General features: G+C 68.7%; 17 protein-coding genes and 1 pseudogene. 17 read left to right on the forward strand and 1 reads right to left on the reverse strand.

The features are described 5' to 3' along the window. The coding region (ccsB, locus tag VG899_05630; GenBank protein HWA65833.1) for a c-type cytochrome biogenesis protein CcsB at positions 1-565 on the forward strand (565 nt) is incomplete at its 5' end. A 29-nt stretch (positions 566-594) separates the two neighbouring features. On the opposite strand, the gene VG899_05635 is transcribed toward ccsB, so the two are convergent. Further along, a complete protein-coding gene (locus VG899_05635) occupies positions 595-834 on the reverse strand; it encodes a BldC family transcriptional regulator (protein HWA65834.1) in 240 nt (79 codons plus the stop codon). A gap of 163 nt (positions 835-997) precedes the next feature. Here VG899_05635 and VG899_05640 point away from each other — a divergent pair, with 163 nt between their 5' ends. From VG899_05640 to VG899_05715, 16 genes and pseudogenes are all read left to right on the forward strand, one after another. After that, positions 998-1,306 carry a DUF4229 domain-containing protein gene (locus VG899_05640; protein ID HWA65835.1) on the forward strand — a complete coding sequence of 103 codons (309 nt, stop codon included), beginning with the start codon at positions 998-1,000 and terminating at the stop codon, positions 1,304-1,306. Then, complete coding sequence (locus VG899_05645; protein ID HWA65836.1) at positions 1,306-2,028, forward strand: class I SAM-dependent methyltransferase; 723 nt, start codon at positions 1,306-1,308, stop codon at positions 2,026-2,028. The genes VG899_05640 and VG899_05645 overlap by 1 nt, the downstream gene beginning before the upstream one ends. A gap of 73 nt (positions 2,029-2,101) precedes the next feature. After that, positions 2,102-3,364, forward strand: coding sequence for a geranylgeranyl reductase family protein (locus VG899_05650; protein ID HWA65837.1), 1,263 nt, complete (start codon positions 2,102-2,104; stop codon positions 3,362-3,364). 66 nt (positions 3,365-3,430) lie between these two features. Further along, positions 3,431-3,781, forward strand: a complete 351-nt coding sequence (locus VG899_05655; GenBank protein HWA65838.1) for an NADH-quinone oxidoreductase subunit A — start codon at positions 3,431-3,433, stop codon at positions 3,779-3,781. Positions 3,782-3,796: 15 nt separating this feature from the next. Then, positions 3,797-4,249 (forward strand): annotated as a pseudogene (locus tag VG899_05660) (NADH-quinone oxidoreductase subunit B family protein). 178 nt (positions 4,250-4,427) lie between these two features. After that, positions 4,428-5,078 carry an NADH-quinone oxidoreductase subunit C gene (locus tag VG899_05665; protein ID HWA65839.1) on the forward strand — a complete coding sequence of 217 codons (651 nt, stop codon included), beginning with the start codon at positions 4,428-4,430 and terminating at the stop codon, positions 5,076-5,078. Beyond that, positions 5,078-6,439 carry an NADH-quinone oxidoreductase subunit D gene (locus tag VG899_05670; GenBank protein ID HWA65840.1) on the forward strand — a complete coding sequence of 454 codons (1,362 nt, stop codon included), beginning with the start codon at positions 5,078-5,080 and terminating at the stop codon, positions 6,437-6,439. The genes VG899_05665 and VG899_05670 overlap by 1 nt, the downstream gene beginning before the upstream one ends. A 5-nt stretch (positions 6,440-6,444) precedes the next feature. Then, positions 6,445-7,077, forward strand: a complete 633-nt coding sequence (gene nuoE / locus VG899_05675) for an NADH-quinone oxidoreductase subunit NuoE (protein HWA65841.1) — start codon at positions 6,445-6,447, stop codon at positions 7,075-7,077. Next, positions 7,077-8,372: an NADH-quinone oxidoreductase subunit NuoF gene (gene nuoF / locus VG899_05680; GenBank protein ID HWA65842.1), complete on the forward strand. Its 1,296-nt coding sequence runs from the start codon at positions 7,077-7,079 to the stop codon at positions 8,370-8,372. The genes nuoE and nuoF overlap by 1 nt, the downstream gene beginning before the upstream one ends. Beyond that, entirely contained in the window at positions 8,369-10,753 is a 2,385-nt protein-coding gene (locus VG899_05685; protein HWA65843.1) for an NADH-quinone oxidoreductase subunit G, read from the forward strand. Before nuoF ends, VG899_05685 begins: the two co-directional genes overlap by 4 nt. Then, positions 10,750-12,060 (forward strand): NADH-quinone oxidoreductase subunit NuoH, encoded by a 1,311-nt coding sequence (gene nuoH, locus VG899_05690; protein ID HWA65844.1) that lies wholly within the window; start codon positions 10,750-10,752, stop codon positions 12,058-12,060. The genes VG899_05685 and nuoH overlap by 4 nt, the downstream gene beginning before the upstream one ends. Before the next feature lie 94 nt (positions 12,061-12,154). Further along, entirely contained in the window at positions 12,155-12,634 is a 480-nt protein-coding gene (gene nuoI, locus VG899_05695; protein HWA65845.1) for an NADH-quinone oxidoreductase subunit NuoI, read from the forward strand. Between the two features lie 5 nt (positions 12,635-12,639). Beyond that, positions 12,640-13,407 carry an NADH-quinone oxidoreductase subunit J gene (locus tag VG899_05700; GenBank protein ID HWA65846.1) on the forward strand — a complete coding sequence of 256 codons (768 nt, stop codon included), beginning with the start codon at positions 12,640-12,642 and terminating at the stop codon, positions 13,405-13,407. A gap of 2 nt (positions 13,408-13,409) precedes the next feature. Further along, the gene (gene nuoK / locus VG899_05705; GenBank protein ID HWA65847.1) at positions 13,410-13,709 is read left to right on the forward strand and encodes an NADH-quinone oxidoreductase subunit NuoK; all 300 of its coding nucleotides are present in this window, start codon (positions 13,410-13,412) and stop codon (positions 13,707-13,709) included. 33 nt (positions 13,710-13,742) lie between these two features. Then, positions 13,743-15,665 carry an NADH-quinone oxidoreductase subunit L gene (nuoL, locus tag VG899_05710; protein HWA65848.1) on the forward strand — a complete coding sequence of 641 codons (1,923 nt, stop codon included), beginning with the start codon at positions 13,743-13,745 and terminating at the stop codon, positions 15,663-15,665. A gap of 7 nt (positions 15,666-15,672) precedes the next feature. After that, positions 15,673-16,214 (forward strand): NADH-quinone oxidoreductase subunit M (locus VG899_05715; GenBank protein HWA65849.1); only part of this gene is annotated, 542 nt, incomplete at its 3' end.

The raw sequence follows: 16,214 nt of genomic DNA on the forward strand, positions 1-16,214 counted from the left end.
CAACTCCTACTGGATCAAGATCCACGTGGTCGCCGCGATCACCGCCACGGGTGCGTTCCTCGTCTCCGGCGTGATCACGATGCTGTACCTGCTCAAGGAGCGCTACGAGCGTGGGCTTCCCCCGCTGCGGGTCGCGCTCGCGGCGCGGCTGCGCTCACCGATGAACCCGGCTCGGGTCAGCCTCGGCCCGGGTACGGCGGCGGCGGTGGAGATGGGCGCCGCGCGCGGCGGGCTGATGCGGGTGCTGCCGAGCGCGGCCGCTCTCGACCGCATGGCCTACCGGGTGATCACCTTCGCCTTCCCGGTGTGGACCTTCGCGATCATCGCCGGTGCGATCTGGGCCGAGCAGGCGTGGAGCCGCTACTGGGGCTGGGACCCCAAGGAGACCTGGTCGTTCATCACCTGGCTGGGCTACGCGGCGTACCTGCATGCGCGGGCGACCGCCGGATGGCGTGGGCGGCGTGCGGCGATGTTGTCCCTGATCGCGTTCGCCGCCCTGATGGTCGACTACTACGTGGTCAACACCGTGATCACGGGACTGCACTCCTACGCCGGGATCTCCTAGATCGGATTCCGGGACCGCTGCGGTGCGTCCTAGGCAGTCGGTGCGGGCTGCTCGTCGCCGGGTGAGCGGGGTGCGGGCGTCGGGCTCGCTGGCGCGCCGTCCTGGCGGAGCAGGTCACGGATCTCCGACTCGCGGAAGCGGCGGTGGCCGCCCGGCGTACGGATGCTGTTGATCCTGCCGGCAGCCGCCCAGCGGGTGACGGTTTTCGGGTCGACGCGGAAAAGGCTGGCGACCTCTCCAGGCGTCAACAGGCGGTCGCGTGCTTCCACTGCAGATCCCCTCCGCGGGCCGCAACCCGGTCGGGTGAACCAACCCGGTCGGTATTGCGGCGAGATGCGGCCCATTGTCCCATTTCCTGCCGGTTCTTGTCAGCGGACCTTGATCGACTAGCCCCGGCGAGTCGTGCCGGCCACCACGCGTACCCTCGGGCCCGTGACCGACCGAGCACCCGAACCGAGCGGCGCCAAAGCGGTCCTCGTCTACAACGCGCTGCGGCTCGCCCTGCTGGTCGCCTGCGGCGTGATCGGCTACTTCGCCGGACTGCGTGGGCTGGTCCTGGTCGCGGTCGCGTTCGTCGCCTCCGGCCTGATCAGCTGGTTCGCCCTGAAGAACCAGCGGATCAACATGGGCGTGGCGATCGAGCGGACCGTCGAGCGGAGCCGCGCCAGGGCCGCAGAGCGCACTGCTGCGGAGGATGAGTACGCCGACTCCGTGCATGGCCCCGACCCCACTGACACCTGATGCCGCGCGCCCAGTTGGACCGGCAGCCGCGCGAGGTGGCTCGGATGTTCGATGCGGTCGCCGACCACTACGACCGCATGAACGCGGTGATGACCGCGGGCCAGGAGCGCCGCTGGCGGCGGGTCGTCGCCGACGCGCTGGACCTGCGGCCCGGGGCCACCGTCCTGGACCTCGCGGCCGGGACCGGCGCGAGCTCCGCGGCCCTGCAGACCAACGGTGCGCGGGTCGTCGCGTGTGACTTCTCCGAAGGGATGCTCCGGGTCGGGCGCCGCCGCCATCCGGCCGTCCCGTTCGTGGCCGGCGACGCGCTTCGGCTGCCCTTCGCGGACGCCACCTTCGATGCGGTCACCGTGTCGTTCGGGCTGCGCAACTTCGCTGACGTCGACGCCGCGCTCGCCGAGCTCGCCCGGGTGACTGCGCCCGGCGGGCGGCTGGCGATCCTCGAGACCAGCGCTCCGCGGCACCGGGCCCTGCGGGCCGGCCACTCGCTCTACGTGCGGCGGGTCATGCCGCGCCTGGCCCGGCTCGTCGCCAGCGACCGGGAGGCCTACGACTACCTCGCCGAGTCCGTCGAGGACTGGACCGGACCGGTCGAGCTCGCCGGCCGCATAGCGGCCGCCGGCTGGGGCACGGTCCGGTGGCGGCAGCTGATGCTCGGCGCCGTCGCCCTCCATCGGGCCACCAGATCCGGTGGGGGCACCCGCGCGGAGCGGACGCCCTGACGCCTGGATAGGATCGGTCCGAGTGTGCATGTGAACGCTTTCACGAGCACCCTTCCGAGAGGCAGAGCAGCGCGTGACGCTCCCTGAGTACGACGCGGACGTCGTCATCGTCGGCGCCGGCCCCGGCGGATCGACCGCGGCGTACTGGCTGGCACAGGCGGGCCTGTCGGTCGTGGTCTGCGAGAAGGCGAAGGTCCCGCGCGAGAAGGTCTGTGGCGACGGGCTGACCCCGCGGGCGGTGAAACAGCTCACCGCGATGGGAATCGACACGTCGGCCGAGGCCGGCTGGCTGGCCAACAAGGGCCTTCGGATCATGGGTGGCGGCATGCGCCTGGAGATCCCGTGGCCCGATCTCGCGGCGTACCCGGGCCACGGCCTGGTCCGCCAGCGCCACGACTTCGACGACATCCTCGCCCGGACCGCGCAGAAGGCGGGTGCCCAGCTGCACGAGCTGACCACCGTCACCGAACCGGTCCGTGACGAGCGCACCGGCCGGGTCGAGGGCGTGCGTACCAAGGACGGCCGGACCTTCCGGGCGCCCGTGACCCTGGTGGCCGACGGCAACAGCACGCGGTTCTCCCTCGCGCTCGACCGGCAGCGGCGCGAAGACCGGCCGATGGGGGTCGCCTACCGCCGCTACTACAAGAGCCCGCGCAGCAACGACGACTGGCTGGAGTCGTGGCTGGAGCTCTGGGACGGCGAGCCGGGCAAGGACCGCCTGCTGCCGGGCTACGGCTGGATCTTCGGGATGGGCGACGGCACTTCCAACGTGGGCCTGGGCATCCTCAACACCTCGGACGCGTTCGGTCAGACCGACTATCGGCACCTGCTCGACCGGTGGGTCTCCGCGCTGCCCGAGGAGTGGGGGTTCACCCCGGACAACGCGACCGGTCCGATCCGCGGCGCGGCCCTGCCGATGGGGTTCAACCGCAAGCCGCACTACGCCGACGGCGCCCTGCTGGTGGGCGACGCGGGCGGCATGGTCAACCCGATGAACGGCGAGGGCATCGCCTACGCCATGGAGTCGGCGCGGATCGCCGCCGAGGTGGTCGCGCAGGCGCTGGCCGAGCCGGACCGGGCCCGTCGCGAGCGGGTGCTGCACAACTATCCGAAGGTGCTCGACGAGACCTACGGCGGTTACTACACCCTGGGTCGCTGGTTCGTCACCGCGATCGGCCATCCGTCGGTGATGAAGCTGTGCACCCGGCACGGTCTGCCGCATCCGACCCTGATGAAGTTCTGCCTGAAGCTGCTCGCGAACCTCACCGAGCCGCGCGGCGGCGACGCCATGGACCGCATCATCAACGGCCTCGCGCGGATCGCACCGGCCGCGTGAGGTGGTGCAAATCGTGACACCTAGACTCGTCGCCGTCTCCCGCCCCGCAGAGAGAGAAGGGAAGCGATGATCCCGATCCTCGTGCTGGCGATCATCGGCGCCGGCTTCGCCGTCTTCTCCATCATCGCCGGGTCGCTCGCCGGGCCGAAGCGCTTCAACAAGGCCAAGCTGGAGTCCTACGAGTGCGGTATCGAGCCCAGCCCGCAGGCGTTCCGGGGCCACCGGTTCCCGGTGAAGTACTACCTGACGGCGATGCTGTTCATCGTCTTCGACATCGAGATCATCTTCTTGTACCCGTGGGCCGTCGCCTTCAACTCGCTCGGCATGTTCGGCCTGATCGAGATGGTCCTGTTCATCGTCGCGGTCTTCGTCGTCTACGCCTACGTATGGCGTCGCGGCGGGCTCGAGTGGGACTGACGGGCAGGGGCTGACATGGGCATCGAGGAGAAGATCCCCGACGGCATCATCCTGACGACCGTCGCGAAGGTCCTGAACATCGCGCGCAAGAACTCGGTGTGGCCCGCGCAGTTCGGCCTGGCCTGCTGCGCGATCGAGATGATGGCGGTTGGCGGCCCTCGTTTCGACATCGCCCGCTTCGGGATGGAGCGCTTCTCTGCCTCTCCCCGGCAGGCCGACCTGATGATCGTCGCGGGCCGGGTCTCGCAGAAGATGGCGCCGGTCCTCCGCCAGATCTACGACCAGATGTCCGAGCCCAAGTGGGTCCTCGCGATGGGTGTCTGCGCGAGCAGCGGCGGCATGTTCAACAACTACGCGATCGTCCAGGGAGTCGACCACGTCGTGCCGGTCGACATGTACCTGCCCGGATGTCCGCCGCGGCCGGAGATGCTGCTCGACGCCATCCTCAAGCTGCACGACAAGATCCGCACCGGGCCGATCACCGGCAAGCTCGAGCCGACCCGGATCGACGACTCGCCGTACGAGAAGCCGATCGAGCGCGACACCCGCGCGTCGAAGGGTCTTCCGGTCGACGTCGAGATCGCGCCGTACGCCAACGCCGCCCCGTTGCCTGGACAGTCACGATGACCCGGCCCGGTGAGATCCGATGAGCGAACGGGACAACCGCCGCGACATCTTCGGCGCGACCGGCTCGGGCGACACCTCGGGCTTCGGCGGGCTGGCCGTCCGCGCGCCGCAGCTGCTGTCGAGCTCGAAGCCGTACGGCGGGTGGTTCGACGAAGCGACCGACGCTCTTCAGGCGGCGTATCCCGACTTCGACGGGGTCATCGAGCGCGTGGTGGTGCACCGCGGGGAGCTGACGCTGCACGTCAAGCGCGAGGCGATCGCCGAGGTGTGTAAGGTCCTGCGCGACGATCCGGCACTGCGCTTCGAGATGTGCGCGGGCGTGTCGGGGGTCGACTACCTCGACGATCCGACCGGTCGACGTCTGCACGCGGTCTATCACCTGTTGTCGATGACCTTCCGGCGGCGGCTGCGGCTCGAGGTCTCGGTCACCGCCGAGGATCCGCACATCCCGAGCGTTACGAGCGTCTATCCCACGGCGAACTGGCACGAGCGTGAGACCTGGGACTTCTTCGGGATCGTCTTCGACGGCCACCCGGCGTTGACCCGGATCGAGATGCCCGACGACTGGCCGGGTCACCCTCAGCGCAAGGACTATCCGCTCGGCGGCGTACCGGTCGAGTACAAGGGCGCGACGGTGCCACCTCCGGACGAGAGGAGGTTCTACGCGTAATGACTACCGAGTCCGAGACCTACACCAGCACGTACGAGTCGAGCGACCCGTACGGCGGCAACTCGCCGGAAGCGGAGGGCCGCGTCTTCACCGTCGGCGGCGGCGACTGGGACGAGATCGTCGACGCGATCGACCCGGACGTGAGCGAGCGCATCGTCGTCAACATGGGGCCCCAGCACCCGTCGACCCACGGCGTCCTGCGCCTGGTGCTCGAGCTCGAGGGCGAGACGGTGGCGCAGATCCGCCCGGTCATCGGCTACCTGCACACCGGCATCGAGAAGAACATGGAGTACCGCAACTGGACCCAGGCGGTCACCTTCATCACGCGATGCGACTACCTCTCGCCGCTGTTCAACGAGACGACGTACTGCCTGGGTGTCGAGCGGCTGCTCGACATCGAGGACCAGATCCCGGAGCGGGTCAAGGTCCTGCGCGTCCTCGTCCTCGAGCTGCAGCGGATCTCCTCTCACCTGGTCTGGCTCGCGACCGGCGGCATGGAGATCGGCGCGATCACGATGATGCTGCTCGGGTTCCGGGAGCGGGAGAAGATCCTGCAGATCCTGGAGATGATCACCGGGCTGCGGATGAACCACGCCTACGTGCGCCCGGGCGGGGTCGCCCAAGACCTGCCGGCGGGCGCGGTCGACGCGATCCGCGAGTTCATCCCCGACATGTACCGGCGCATCGACGAGTACGAAGACCTGCTCTCGGCGAACCCGATCTGGCTGGCGCGGCTGTCCGGCGTGGGCTACCTCGACACCTCCTCGTGCATGCAGCTCGGGGTGACCGGGCCGCTGCTGCGAGCGTCCGGCCTGGCCTGGGACCTCCGCAAGGAGATGCCCTACCTCGACTACGAGACCTACGACTTCAACGTCGTCACGGAGTCCGCGGGCGACTGCTACGCGCGCTACCTGGTGCGGATCAACGAGATGCGAGAGTCGCTCAAGATCATCGAGCAGGCGCTGGACCGGCTGCGCCCGGGCCCGACGATGGTCGAGGACAAGAAGATCGCGTGGCCGGCACAGCTTGCGCTCGGCTCCGACGGGCTGGGCAACTCCCTCGACCACATCCGCAACATCATGGGTACGTCGATGGAAGCGCTCATCCATCACTTCAAGCTGGTCACCGAAGGCTTCCGGGTGCCAGCCGGGCAGGCGTACGTGCCGATCGAGTCACCGCGCGGCGAGCTCGGCGCGCACGTGGTCTCCGACGGCGGAACGCGGCCGTTCCGCGTGCACCTGCGCGACCCAAGCTTCGTCAACCTGCAAGCGGTGCCGGCGGTGTCCGAGGGCGGCATGATCTCCGACGTCGTCGCGGCGGTCGCAAGCATCGACCCCGTCATGGGTGGAGTGGACAGATAGTGGCCTTGTCGGACGAGACGCGCGAGCTGGCGCGTGAGCTGATCGCGCGCTACCCCAAGCCGCGCTCGGCGCTGCTGCCGCTGCTGCACCTCGTACAGAGCGACGAGGGTTACGTCACTCCCGAGGGCATCGGGCTGTGCGCCGAGCTGCTCAACCTGACCAAGGCTGAGGTCGGCGCGGTGGCGACGTTCTACACGATGTACAAGCGCAAGCCGGTCGGCGACTACCACGTCGGCGTCTGCACCAACACGCTGTGCGCGGTGATGGGAGGCGACGCCATTTACTCGGCGCTCAAGGAGCACACCGGCATCACCGCGCAGAACGGCGTGACCGAAGACGGCAAGGTGTCCCTCGAGCACATCGAGTGCAACGCGGCCTGCGACTTCGCGCCCGTGATGATGGTGAACTGGGAGTTCTTCGACAACCAGACTCCCGAGTCGGCTCGCCAGATCGTCGACGACCTTCGCGCCGGCAAGCCCGTCGCTCCGACCCGCGGCGCCTCCCAGGTCGTGACCTGGAAAGAAGCCGAGAAGGTGCTCGCCGGCTTCAACGACGGCCGTGCCGACGAGGGCGTCGCTGCCGGTCCCGCGACGTTGGTCGGTCTCGAGCTCGCACGGGAAAAGGGAGAGACAGCCTGATGAAGCTGACTCCCGTCCTCTCGGACAACTGGGACAAGGACAAGCCCTGGACGCTCGCCGGCTACGGCGGCGACTACAAGGCGGCACGCAAGGCCCTGGCGATGGAGCCCGACGCGGTCATCAACCTCGTCAAGGAGTCCGGGCTGCGCGGGCGTGGCGGAGCGGGGTTCCCGACCGGCAACAAGTGGAGCTTCATCCCGCAGGGCGACGGCAAGCCGCACTATCTCGTCGTCAACGCCGACGAGTCCGAGCCGGGCACCTGCAAGGACATCCCGCTGATGCTCGCCAACCCGCACGTGCTCGTCGAAGGCGTGATCATCACGTGCTTCGCGATCCGTGCGAACAAGGCGTTCATCTACGTGCGGGGCGAGGTCCTGCACGTCGTACGCCGGTTGCAGGCCGCGGTCGCCGAGGCCAAGGCCGCCGGCCTGATCGGCGACAACATCTTCGACAGCGGATTCGACCTCGACGTCGTCGTGCACGCCGGCGCCGGGGCCTACATCTGCGGCGAGGAGACCGCCCTGCTCGACTCGCTGGAGGGCTACCGCGGCCAGCCGCGGCTGCGCCCGCCGTTCCCCGCCGTCGAAGGCCTGTACGCGTGCCCGACGGTCATCAACAACGTCGAGTCGATCTCGAGCGTGCCGCCGATCATCGAGCGCGGCGTCGAATGGTTCAGAAGCTTCGGCTCGGAGAAGTCGCCGGGCTTCACCCTCTACTCGCTGTCGGGGCACGTCACCAAGCCCGGTCAGTACGAGGCGCCGCTCGGCGTGACGCTGCGTGAGCTGCTCGACCTGGCCGGTGGCGTGCGTGAGGGTCACGAGCTGAAGTTCTGGACGCCGGGCGGCTCATCGACTCCGCTGCTGACGCAGGAGCATCTCGACTCGCCGCTGGACTACGAGGGGATGACAGAGGCCGGGTCGATGCTCGGCACGAAGGCGTTGCAGATCTTCGACGACACGACCTGCGTCGTACGCGCCGTGCTGCGGTGGACCGAGTTCTACGCCCACGAGTCGTGCGGCAAGTGCACGCCTTGTCGCGAGGGGACCTACTGGATGGTGCAGATCCTCGAGCGGCTCGAGGCCGGCAACGCCGACGCCAGCGACATCGACACGTTGCTCGACGCCTGCGACAACATCTTCGGCCGCTCGTTCTGTGCGCTCGGCGACGGCGCGGTGAGCCCGATCGTGTCGTCGGTGAAGTACTTCCGTGACGAGTACGTCGCGCACTGGGAGAACGGTGGCTGTCCGTTCGACCCGACCGCCGCCACCCTGTTCGCGTCGGCGGCCGCCCGATGAGCACCACCGACGAGGCCACCGTGGTCGAGACCGTCGCCGTCACGATCGACGGTGTCGAGGTTGCGGTCCCGAAGGGCACGCTGATCATCCGCGCCGCCGAGATGGTCGGCATCCAGGTGCCGCGGTTCTGCGACCACCCGTTGCTGGACCCGGTCGGCGCCTGCCGACAGTGCATCGTCGAGGTCGAGGGCGAGCGCAAGCCCGTCGCGTCCTGCACGGTTCCGGTGCGTGACGGGATGGTCATCAAGACCCAGCTGTCCTCGACCGTCGCGGAGAAGGCGCAGCGCGGCAACCTCGAGTTCCTGTTGCTCAACCATCCGTTGGACTGCCCGGTCTGCGACAAGGGCGGCGAGTGCCCGCTTCAGAACCAGGCACTGTCCAACGGCGCCGGCGAGAGCCGATTCAAGGACGAGAAGCGGACCTACGAGAAGCCGATCCCGATCTCCTCGCAGGTGCTGCTCGACCGTGAGCGCTGCGTGCTGTGTGCGCGCTGCACCCGCTTCTCCCAGCAGGTCGCGGGCGACCCGTTCATCGAGCTGTTCGAGCGCGGCGCGCTGGAGCAGGTCGCGATCTACGAAGACGAGCCGTTCGCGTCGTACTTCTCCGGCAACACCGTGCAGATCTGCCCGGTCGGCGCGCTGACCGGCGCGCAGTACCGGTTCCGGGCACGGCCGTTCGACCTGGTCTCGACCGCGACGGTCTGCGAGCACTGCGCGTCCGGGTGCCAGCAGCGCACCGACCACCGGCGCGGCAAGGTGCTGCGCCGTCTCGCCGGTGCAGACGCCGACGTCAACGAGGAGTGGAACTGCGACAAGGGTCGCTGGGCGTTCGCCTACGCCTCGGCGAAGGACCGCCTCACCACCCCGCTGGTGCGTGACGCTGACGGCTACCTGGTCGAGGCGTCGTGGACCGAGGCGCTCGCCCGGGCCGCCGAAGGTCTTGCGGCACACCGCGGCAAGATCGGCGTGCTGACCGGTGGCCGGCTCACCGTCGAAGACTCCTACGCCTACTCGAAGTTCGCGCGTACCGTCCTCGGCTCCAACGACATCGACTTCCGTGCCCGGCCGCACTCTGCGGAGGAGGCCGACTTCCTGGCCGCGCGTGTCGCCGGCCGCTACCTGGAGACGACGTACGCCGACCTCGAGTCGGCTCCCGCGGTGCTGATCGCCGGCCTCGAGGTCGAAGAAGAGTCGCCGATCGTGTTCCTGCGGCTGCGCAAGGCCGCCAACAAGCGCGGTCTTCAGGTGTTCGAGTGCGCGCCGTTCACCACCCCCGCGCTTCGCAAGCTCGCCGGCACGCTCGTGCCGACGGCGCCCGGTGCCGAGGCGGGCGCGCTCGGTGGGCTCGGCGCCGACGTCGCGGAGGCTCTCGGCAAACCGGGGTCGGTGATCCTGGTCGGCGAGCGGCTCGCGACGAGCGCCGGCGCCTTGAGCGCCGCGGCTGCGCTCGCTGACCGCACCGGAGCGAAGCTCGCCTGGGTGCCGCGCCGGGCCGGCGACCGTGGCGCGGTCGAGGCCGGCTGCTTGCCGAACCTGCTGCCGTTCGGCCGTCCGCTGAGTGACACCACGGCGCGTGAGCAGGTCTCCGCCGCCTGGGGTGTCGGCGTACCGATGGGCCCGGGCCGCGACGCCGACACGATCGTCGCTGCCGCCTCCGCGGGTGCTCTGGCACTGGTGGTCGCCGGCGTCGATCCGGACGACCTGCCCGATCCGAGCGCTGCGTTGCAGGCGATCGAGAACGCGCCGTTCGTGGTCAGCCTCGAGGTGCGCGAGTCGGCCGTGACCGATCGAGCCGACGTGGTGTTCCCGGTCTCGCCGGTCGTCGAGAAGCCAGGTCTGTTCCTCGACTGGGAAGGCCGGATGCGGCCGTTCGACGCGACGCTGGAGGCGACCGACGCCCTTCCCGACCTGCGGGTGCTGCACCGGCTTGCCGCCGCGATGGGCGTCGACCTCGGCACGCCCGACGCCGCGACGGTGCAGGCCGAGATCGCGGCGCTCGGCACCTGGACCGGCGAGCGGCCCCCCGCGCCGACCGCGGCGGCAGCCGCCGCGTCGGCCGGCAGCCCCGGACGCGCGGTGCTCGCTACCTGGCACCAGCTGCTCGACGACGGCCGGCTCCAGGACGGCGTCGCGACGCTGGCCGGGACCCGCCGTCCCGCGGTCGCCCGGCTGTCCGCGTCGACCGCCAGCGCCGCCGGCGTCGCCAACGGCGGTCAGGTCACGGTCAGCACTGACCGCGGGTCGATCACGCTGCCGGTTGCCATCACTGAGATGGTCGACGACGTGGTCTGGTTGCCGACGTACTCCGCCGGATCACATGTGCACGCCGCCCTCGGTGCGGTGTCCGGTGCGGTCGTCGGCGTGAAGGCGGCAGGCTCATGAAGACGTTCGACATCGCCCGGCCGGCAGAGGCCGCGAGCCAGCTCGGCGCGTTCGGCAACGACCCGTGGTGGCTGACGCTGCTCAAGTGCATCGTGGTCTTCGGGTTCCTCGTCGTGACGACGCTGCTGATGATCTGGGGCGAGCGCCGCATCATCGGGCGCATGCAGGCCCGACCGGGTCCGAACCGGGTGGGTCCATTCGGGATGATTCAGGGTCTGGCCGACGGCATCAAGCTCGCGCTGAAGGAAGACCTGATCCCGGCAATCGTCGACAAGCCGCTCTACATCCTGGCGCCGATCATCGCCAGCGTCCCGGCGTTCCTGTCCTTCGCGGTCATCCCGGTCGGACCTGAGGTCTCGATCTTCGGGCACCACACTCCGCTGCAGATCACGGACCTGCCGGTCGCGGTGCTGTTCTACCTCGCGATGGCATCGATCGGCGTCTACGGCATCGTGCTGGCCGGCTGGTCGAGCCAGTCGCCGTACCCGCTGCTCGGTGCGCTGCGCTCGGCGGCGCAGGTGATCTCCTACGAGGTCGCGATGGGCCTGTCGCTCGCGGCCGTGTTCCTCTATTCCGGCTCGCTGTCGACGTCTGACATCGTGGCCTCGCAACACAAGCTGTGGTACGCGCTGCCGCTGATCCCGTCGTTCCTGATGTACATGGTGTCGATGGTCGGCGAGACCAACCGCGCGCCGTTCGACCTGCCGGAGGCCGAAAGCGAGCTGGTCGCCGGCTTCCACACCGAGTACTCGTCGCTGAAGTTCGCGATGTTCTTCCTGGCTGAGTACATCAACGTCACGACGGTCTGCGCGATCGCGACGACGTTGTTCCTCGGCGGTTGGCGGGCGCCGTGGCCGCTCTCGCTCGTCGGCCACGACCAGCTCAACCACGGCTGGTGGCCGGTGCTGTGGTTCCTGGGCAAGCTCTCGCTGCTGCTGTTTGGGTTCATCTGGCTGCGCGGGACGTTGCCGCGGCTTCGCTACGACCAGTTCATGCGGCTGGGCTGGAAGGTGCTGATTCCGTTCAGCCTCGTGTGGATCATGGTCGTCGCGGCGTTCCGCGAGCTGACCAACGAGGGCAAGAGCCGGCTCACCACGCTGATGTACGTCGGCATCCCGATCGCCGTGATCGTGCTGGCGTGGTCGTTCATCACCGAAGCCAGGCTGAACCGCATGGCGAAGGAAGAGGCCGCGAACCGCGAGTCGGCCGAGCTCAGTCAGCGCGACAGCTATCCCATCCCTGTCCTCACGGGCACCGTGCCCCGGGGCTCCGCCGCCGTCGAGTCGAAGGAGGTGCTCGATGTCTGAGGAGATCGAGCCCCGTAGCGAGTCGAAGCCGCGGTCGAACCCGTTGAAGGATGCGGTCGCTCCGGTCGCGGGCTTCGGCGTGACGCTTTCGACGATGTTCAAGAAGACCGTCACCGAGCAGTACCCGGAGGACAAGCGGCCGACCGCGCCGCGCTACCACGGCCGGCACGTGCTCAACCGGCACGCGGACGGACTGGAGAAGTGCGTCGGCTGCGAGCTGTGTGCGTGGGCCTGCCCGGCGGACGCGATCTACGTCGAGGGTGCGGACAACACCGAACAGGCGCGGTTCTCTCCCGGTGAGCGTTACGGCGCGGTCTACCAGATCAACTACCTGCGGTGCATCTTCTGCGGGCTGTGCATCGAGGCGTGCCCGACGCGCGCCCTGACGATGAGCAACGAGTACGAGCTCGCCGACGACAGCCGTCAGGACCTGATCTTCACCAAGGACCAGCTGCTCACCCCGTTGCTGCCGGGCATGGAGGCGCCGCCGCACCCGATGCGGCTGGGCGAGGACGAGAAGGCCTACTACGTTCGCGCGGCGGAGCCGGCTGCCACGAAGGAGCACGACCAGTGAGCTCGATGCTGGTGAGTGCTGCCACGAGCGGCGCACCTGCGACGCTGCACGAGGCGTGGCTGTTCTGGATCCTCGCGCCCATCGCGACCGCTGCGGCGATCGGCCTGGTGCTGGCGCGAAGCGCGGTGCACGCCGCGATGATGCTCGCCGTCGTGATGCTGTCCCTCGCCGCCTTCTACACGGCGGAGAACGCCCCGTTCCTCGCCGTCGTACAGGTCGTGGTCTACACCGGCGCAGTCCTCATGCTGTTCTTGTTCGTCCTCATGCTCATCGGGGTCGACTCCACCGACTCGCTGCTCGAGACGTTGCGCGGGCAACGGCTCGCCGCCGGAGCCATCGGACTCGCCTTCGCGATCCTGCTGCTCGCCGCGATCGACGGTGCGGTCGGCACCTTCCACCCGAAGGGCGTGGTCGCCGCCGAAGCCGGCAAGGGCAACGTCACGGCCATCGCGCAGCTGCTGTTCAGCCGGTACGTGTTCGCTTTCGAGGCAACGAGCGCCCTGCTCATCACGGCGGGCCTCGGTGCCATGGTGCTCGCGCACCGCGAGGCCACGACGCCTCGGCTCTCCCAGCTGGAGCGGATGCAGCAGCGGGCGGCGCGCGGCGGCGCCGCGATCGCCCCGCTGCCGGGCCCGGGCATCTACGCCGACCACGACGCGATCGACACCCCGGCTCTGCTGCCGGACGGGACGATCGCGTCGTCGAGCGTCCCCGAGTATCTGCAGGTGTCGGCGGCGCAGCCTCGCCACGAAGACCCGGAACTGGGGGCGTAGGCGTGCACGTCTCCGACTACCTCTACCTGTCCGCGATCCTGTTCACGATCGGGGCGGTCGGCGTACTCGTGCGCCGCAACGCGATCGTCGTGTTCATGTGCGTCGAGCTGATGCTCAACGCGGTCAACCTCTCCCTCGTGACGTTCGCGCGGATGAACGGCAGCCTGGACGGGCAGATCATCGCGTTCTTCGTGATGGTGGTCGCCGCTGCGGAGGTCGTGGTCGGCCTGGCGATCATCATGTCCATCTTCCGGTCCCGGCGGTCCGCCTCCGTCGACGACGCGAACCTGCTGAAGTACTGAGGCCGGGAGACAATGTCGAACACTCTGCACGCGGTGTCCTACGCCAAGGCCACCGGCGTCTTTGACCTCACCTTCCTGCTCGTCGCGCTGCCGGCGGCGAGCTCCGCGGTGCTGCTACTGGGCGGCAAGCGAACCAACGCGTGGGGCCACCTGCTCGGTACGGCGGCGCCGATCGGCTCGTTCGTCATCGCGGTGATCGAGTTCTTCGCCCTCCTCGGCCGAGACGGCGGCCAGAACCGTCAGCTCGACCAGCACCTGTGGACCTGGGTCCCGGTCGCGGGGTTCCACGCCGACGTGAACTTCCTGTTCGATCCGTTGTCGATCGTGTTCGTGCTGCTGATCACCGGCGTCGGGTCGCTGATCCACATCTACTCGATCGGCTACATGGAGCACGACCCCGACCGGCGACGGTTCTTCGGCGAGCTCAACCTGTTCGTCGCGGCGATGCTGATCCTCGTTCTCGCCGACAACTACCTGCTGATGTACGTCGGCTGGGAGGGCGTCGGCCTCGCTTCGTACCTGTTGATCGGGTTCTGGTCACACAAGCCGAGTGCAGCGGTCGCGGCGAAGAAGGCGTTCCTGGTCAACCGGGTCGGCGACGTCGGTCTGTCGATCGCGATCATGCTGATGTTCACGACCTTCGGGACGTTCTCGTTCGCGGGGGTGTTCAACGCGGTCGGCGGACCCGGCGTGCACTCCGGCACGCTGACCGCGATCGGCCTGATGTTGCTGCTCGGCGCTTGCGGCAAGAGCGCGCAGGCTCCGCTGCAGTCGTGGCTCCTGGATGCTATGGAAGGTCCGACTCCGGTGTCGGCGTTGATCCACGCGGCGACGATGGTGACCGCCGGTGTCTACCTCGTCGCTCGATCGGGCGCGATCTACGACGTCGCACCGCACGCCCGCCTGGCCGTCGAGATCGTCGGCGGGACGACCCTGGTGATGGGCGCGATCATCGGCTGCGCCTACGACGACATCAAGAAGGTCCTCGCCGCCTCCACCATGAGCCAGATCGGCTACATGATGCTCGCCGTCGGCTTCGGTCCCGGTGTCTACGCCATCGGCATCATGCACCTGCTGACGCACGGCTTCTTCAAGGCGAACATGTTCCTCGGCGCCGGCTCGGTGATGCACGGCAACAACGACGAAGTGAACATGCGCCGGTACGGCGGGCTCCGCAAGGTCATGCCGGTGACCTTCGTGACGTTTGCGTTCGGCTACCTCGCGATCATCGGCATCATCCCGTTCTCGGGGTTCTTCTCGAAGGACAAGATCATCGAAGCCGCCCTGGACAAGGGCGGCTTCACCGGCGACTTCTTCGGCATCGTCGCGATTGCGGGCGCGGGACTGACCGCGTTCTACATGACGCGGCTGATGGCCATGACGTTCTTCGGCAACAAGCGCTGGCCGCGAGACGTCCATCCTCACGAGTCCCCGAAGATCATGCTCGTCCCGATGGGGATCCTCGCCGCGGGTTCGCTCGTCGTGGGTTTCCTGCTCGTCCTCGGCGGCTCACTGCAGCACTTCCTGACCCCGAGCGTCGGCAGCAGCGTCGAGGAAGGCGCGCACACGATCTCGCCGGTGGTGCTGAGCATCATCACGCTCGCCGTCGTACTCGGGGGCGTCGCGGCCGCCTGGTGGCTGGTCGCGCGCAAGCCGGTCCCGGCCGAGCCGCCGACGAAGGTGACGGTCGCCACGAAGGCGGCGCGCCGCTCGCTGTACGGCGACGCCATCAACGAGGGCCTGCTCATGCGGCCGGGTGCCTACCTGACCAGGGCGCTGGTGTACTTCGACAACCGAGGGGTCGACGGGGTGGTCAACGGCCTGGCAGCCATCGTGGGCGGATCGAGCGCCCGGCTGCGGAGGACCCAGACCGGGTTCGTCCGCTCCTACGCGCTGTCGATGCTGATCGGAGCGTTCGCCATCGGCGCGAGCCTCGTCCTGCTGAGGGTGGGGTGAAGCCGCGATGACTCCGCTGGTCAACCACGGCTTCCCGTGGGTGTCGGTCGTCGGCGCGATTCCGCTGGTCGGTGTCATCGGCATCCTCGCGCTGCCGAAAGCGCGTGAGCTCGAGGCCCGCGCGATCGCTCTCGCCGCCTCGATCATCACCTTTGCCGCATCGATCGCCATGGCGGTCGACTACAAGGTCCACGGCACGGCCTTCCAGTTCACGCAGGACTACAGCTGGATCAAGGCCTTCGGGGCGCATTACGCGGTCGGTGTCGACGGGATCGCGCTCGCGCTGATCCTGATGACGACGGCGCTGTCGCCGATCTGTGTGCTCGCGTCCTGGCACGACGCCGAGCGCGGCATGCTGCCGCTCGACGACGGCGACGTCGTCGAACGCGGCCACGGGCCAAAGCTGTTCTTCTCGCTGCTGCTCGCCACCGAGACCTTGGTGATCGGGGTTTTCGGCTCGCTGGACGTCTTCTTCTTCTACGTCCTGTTCGAGGCGATGCTCATCCCGATGTACTTCCTCATCGGTGCATTCGGTGGGGCGCGCCGGTC

It is taken from the genome of Mycobacteriales bacterium, assembly GCA_035550055.1.
GTDB lineage: Bacteria > Actinomycetota > Actinomycetes > JAFAQI01 > JAFAQI01 > DASZTV01.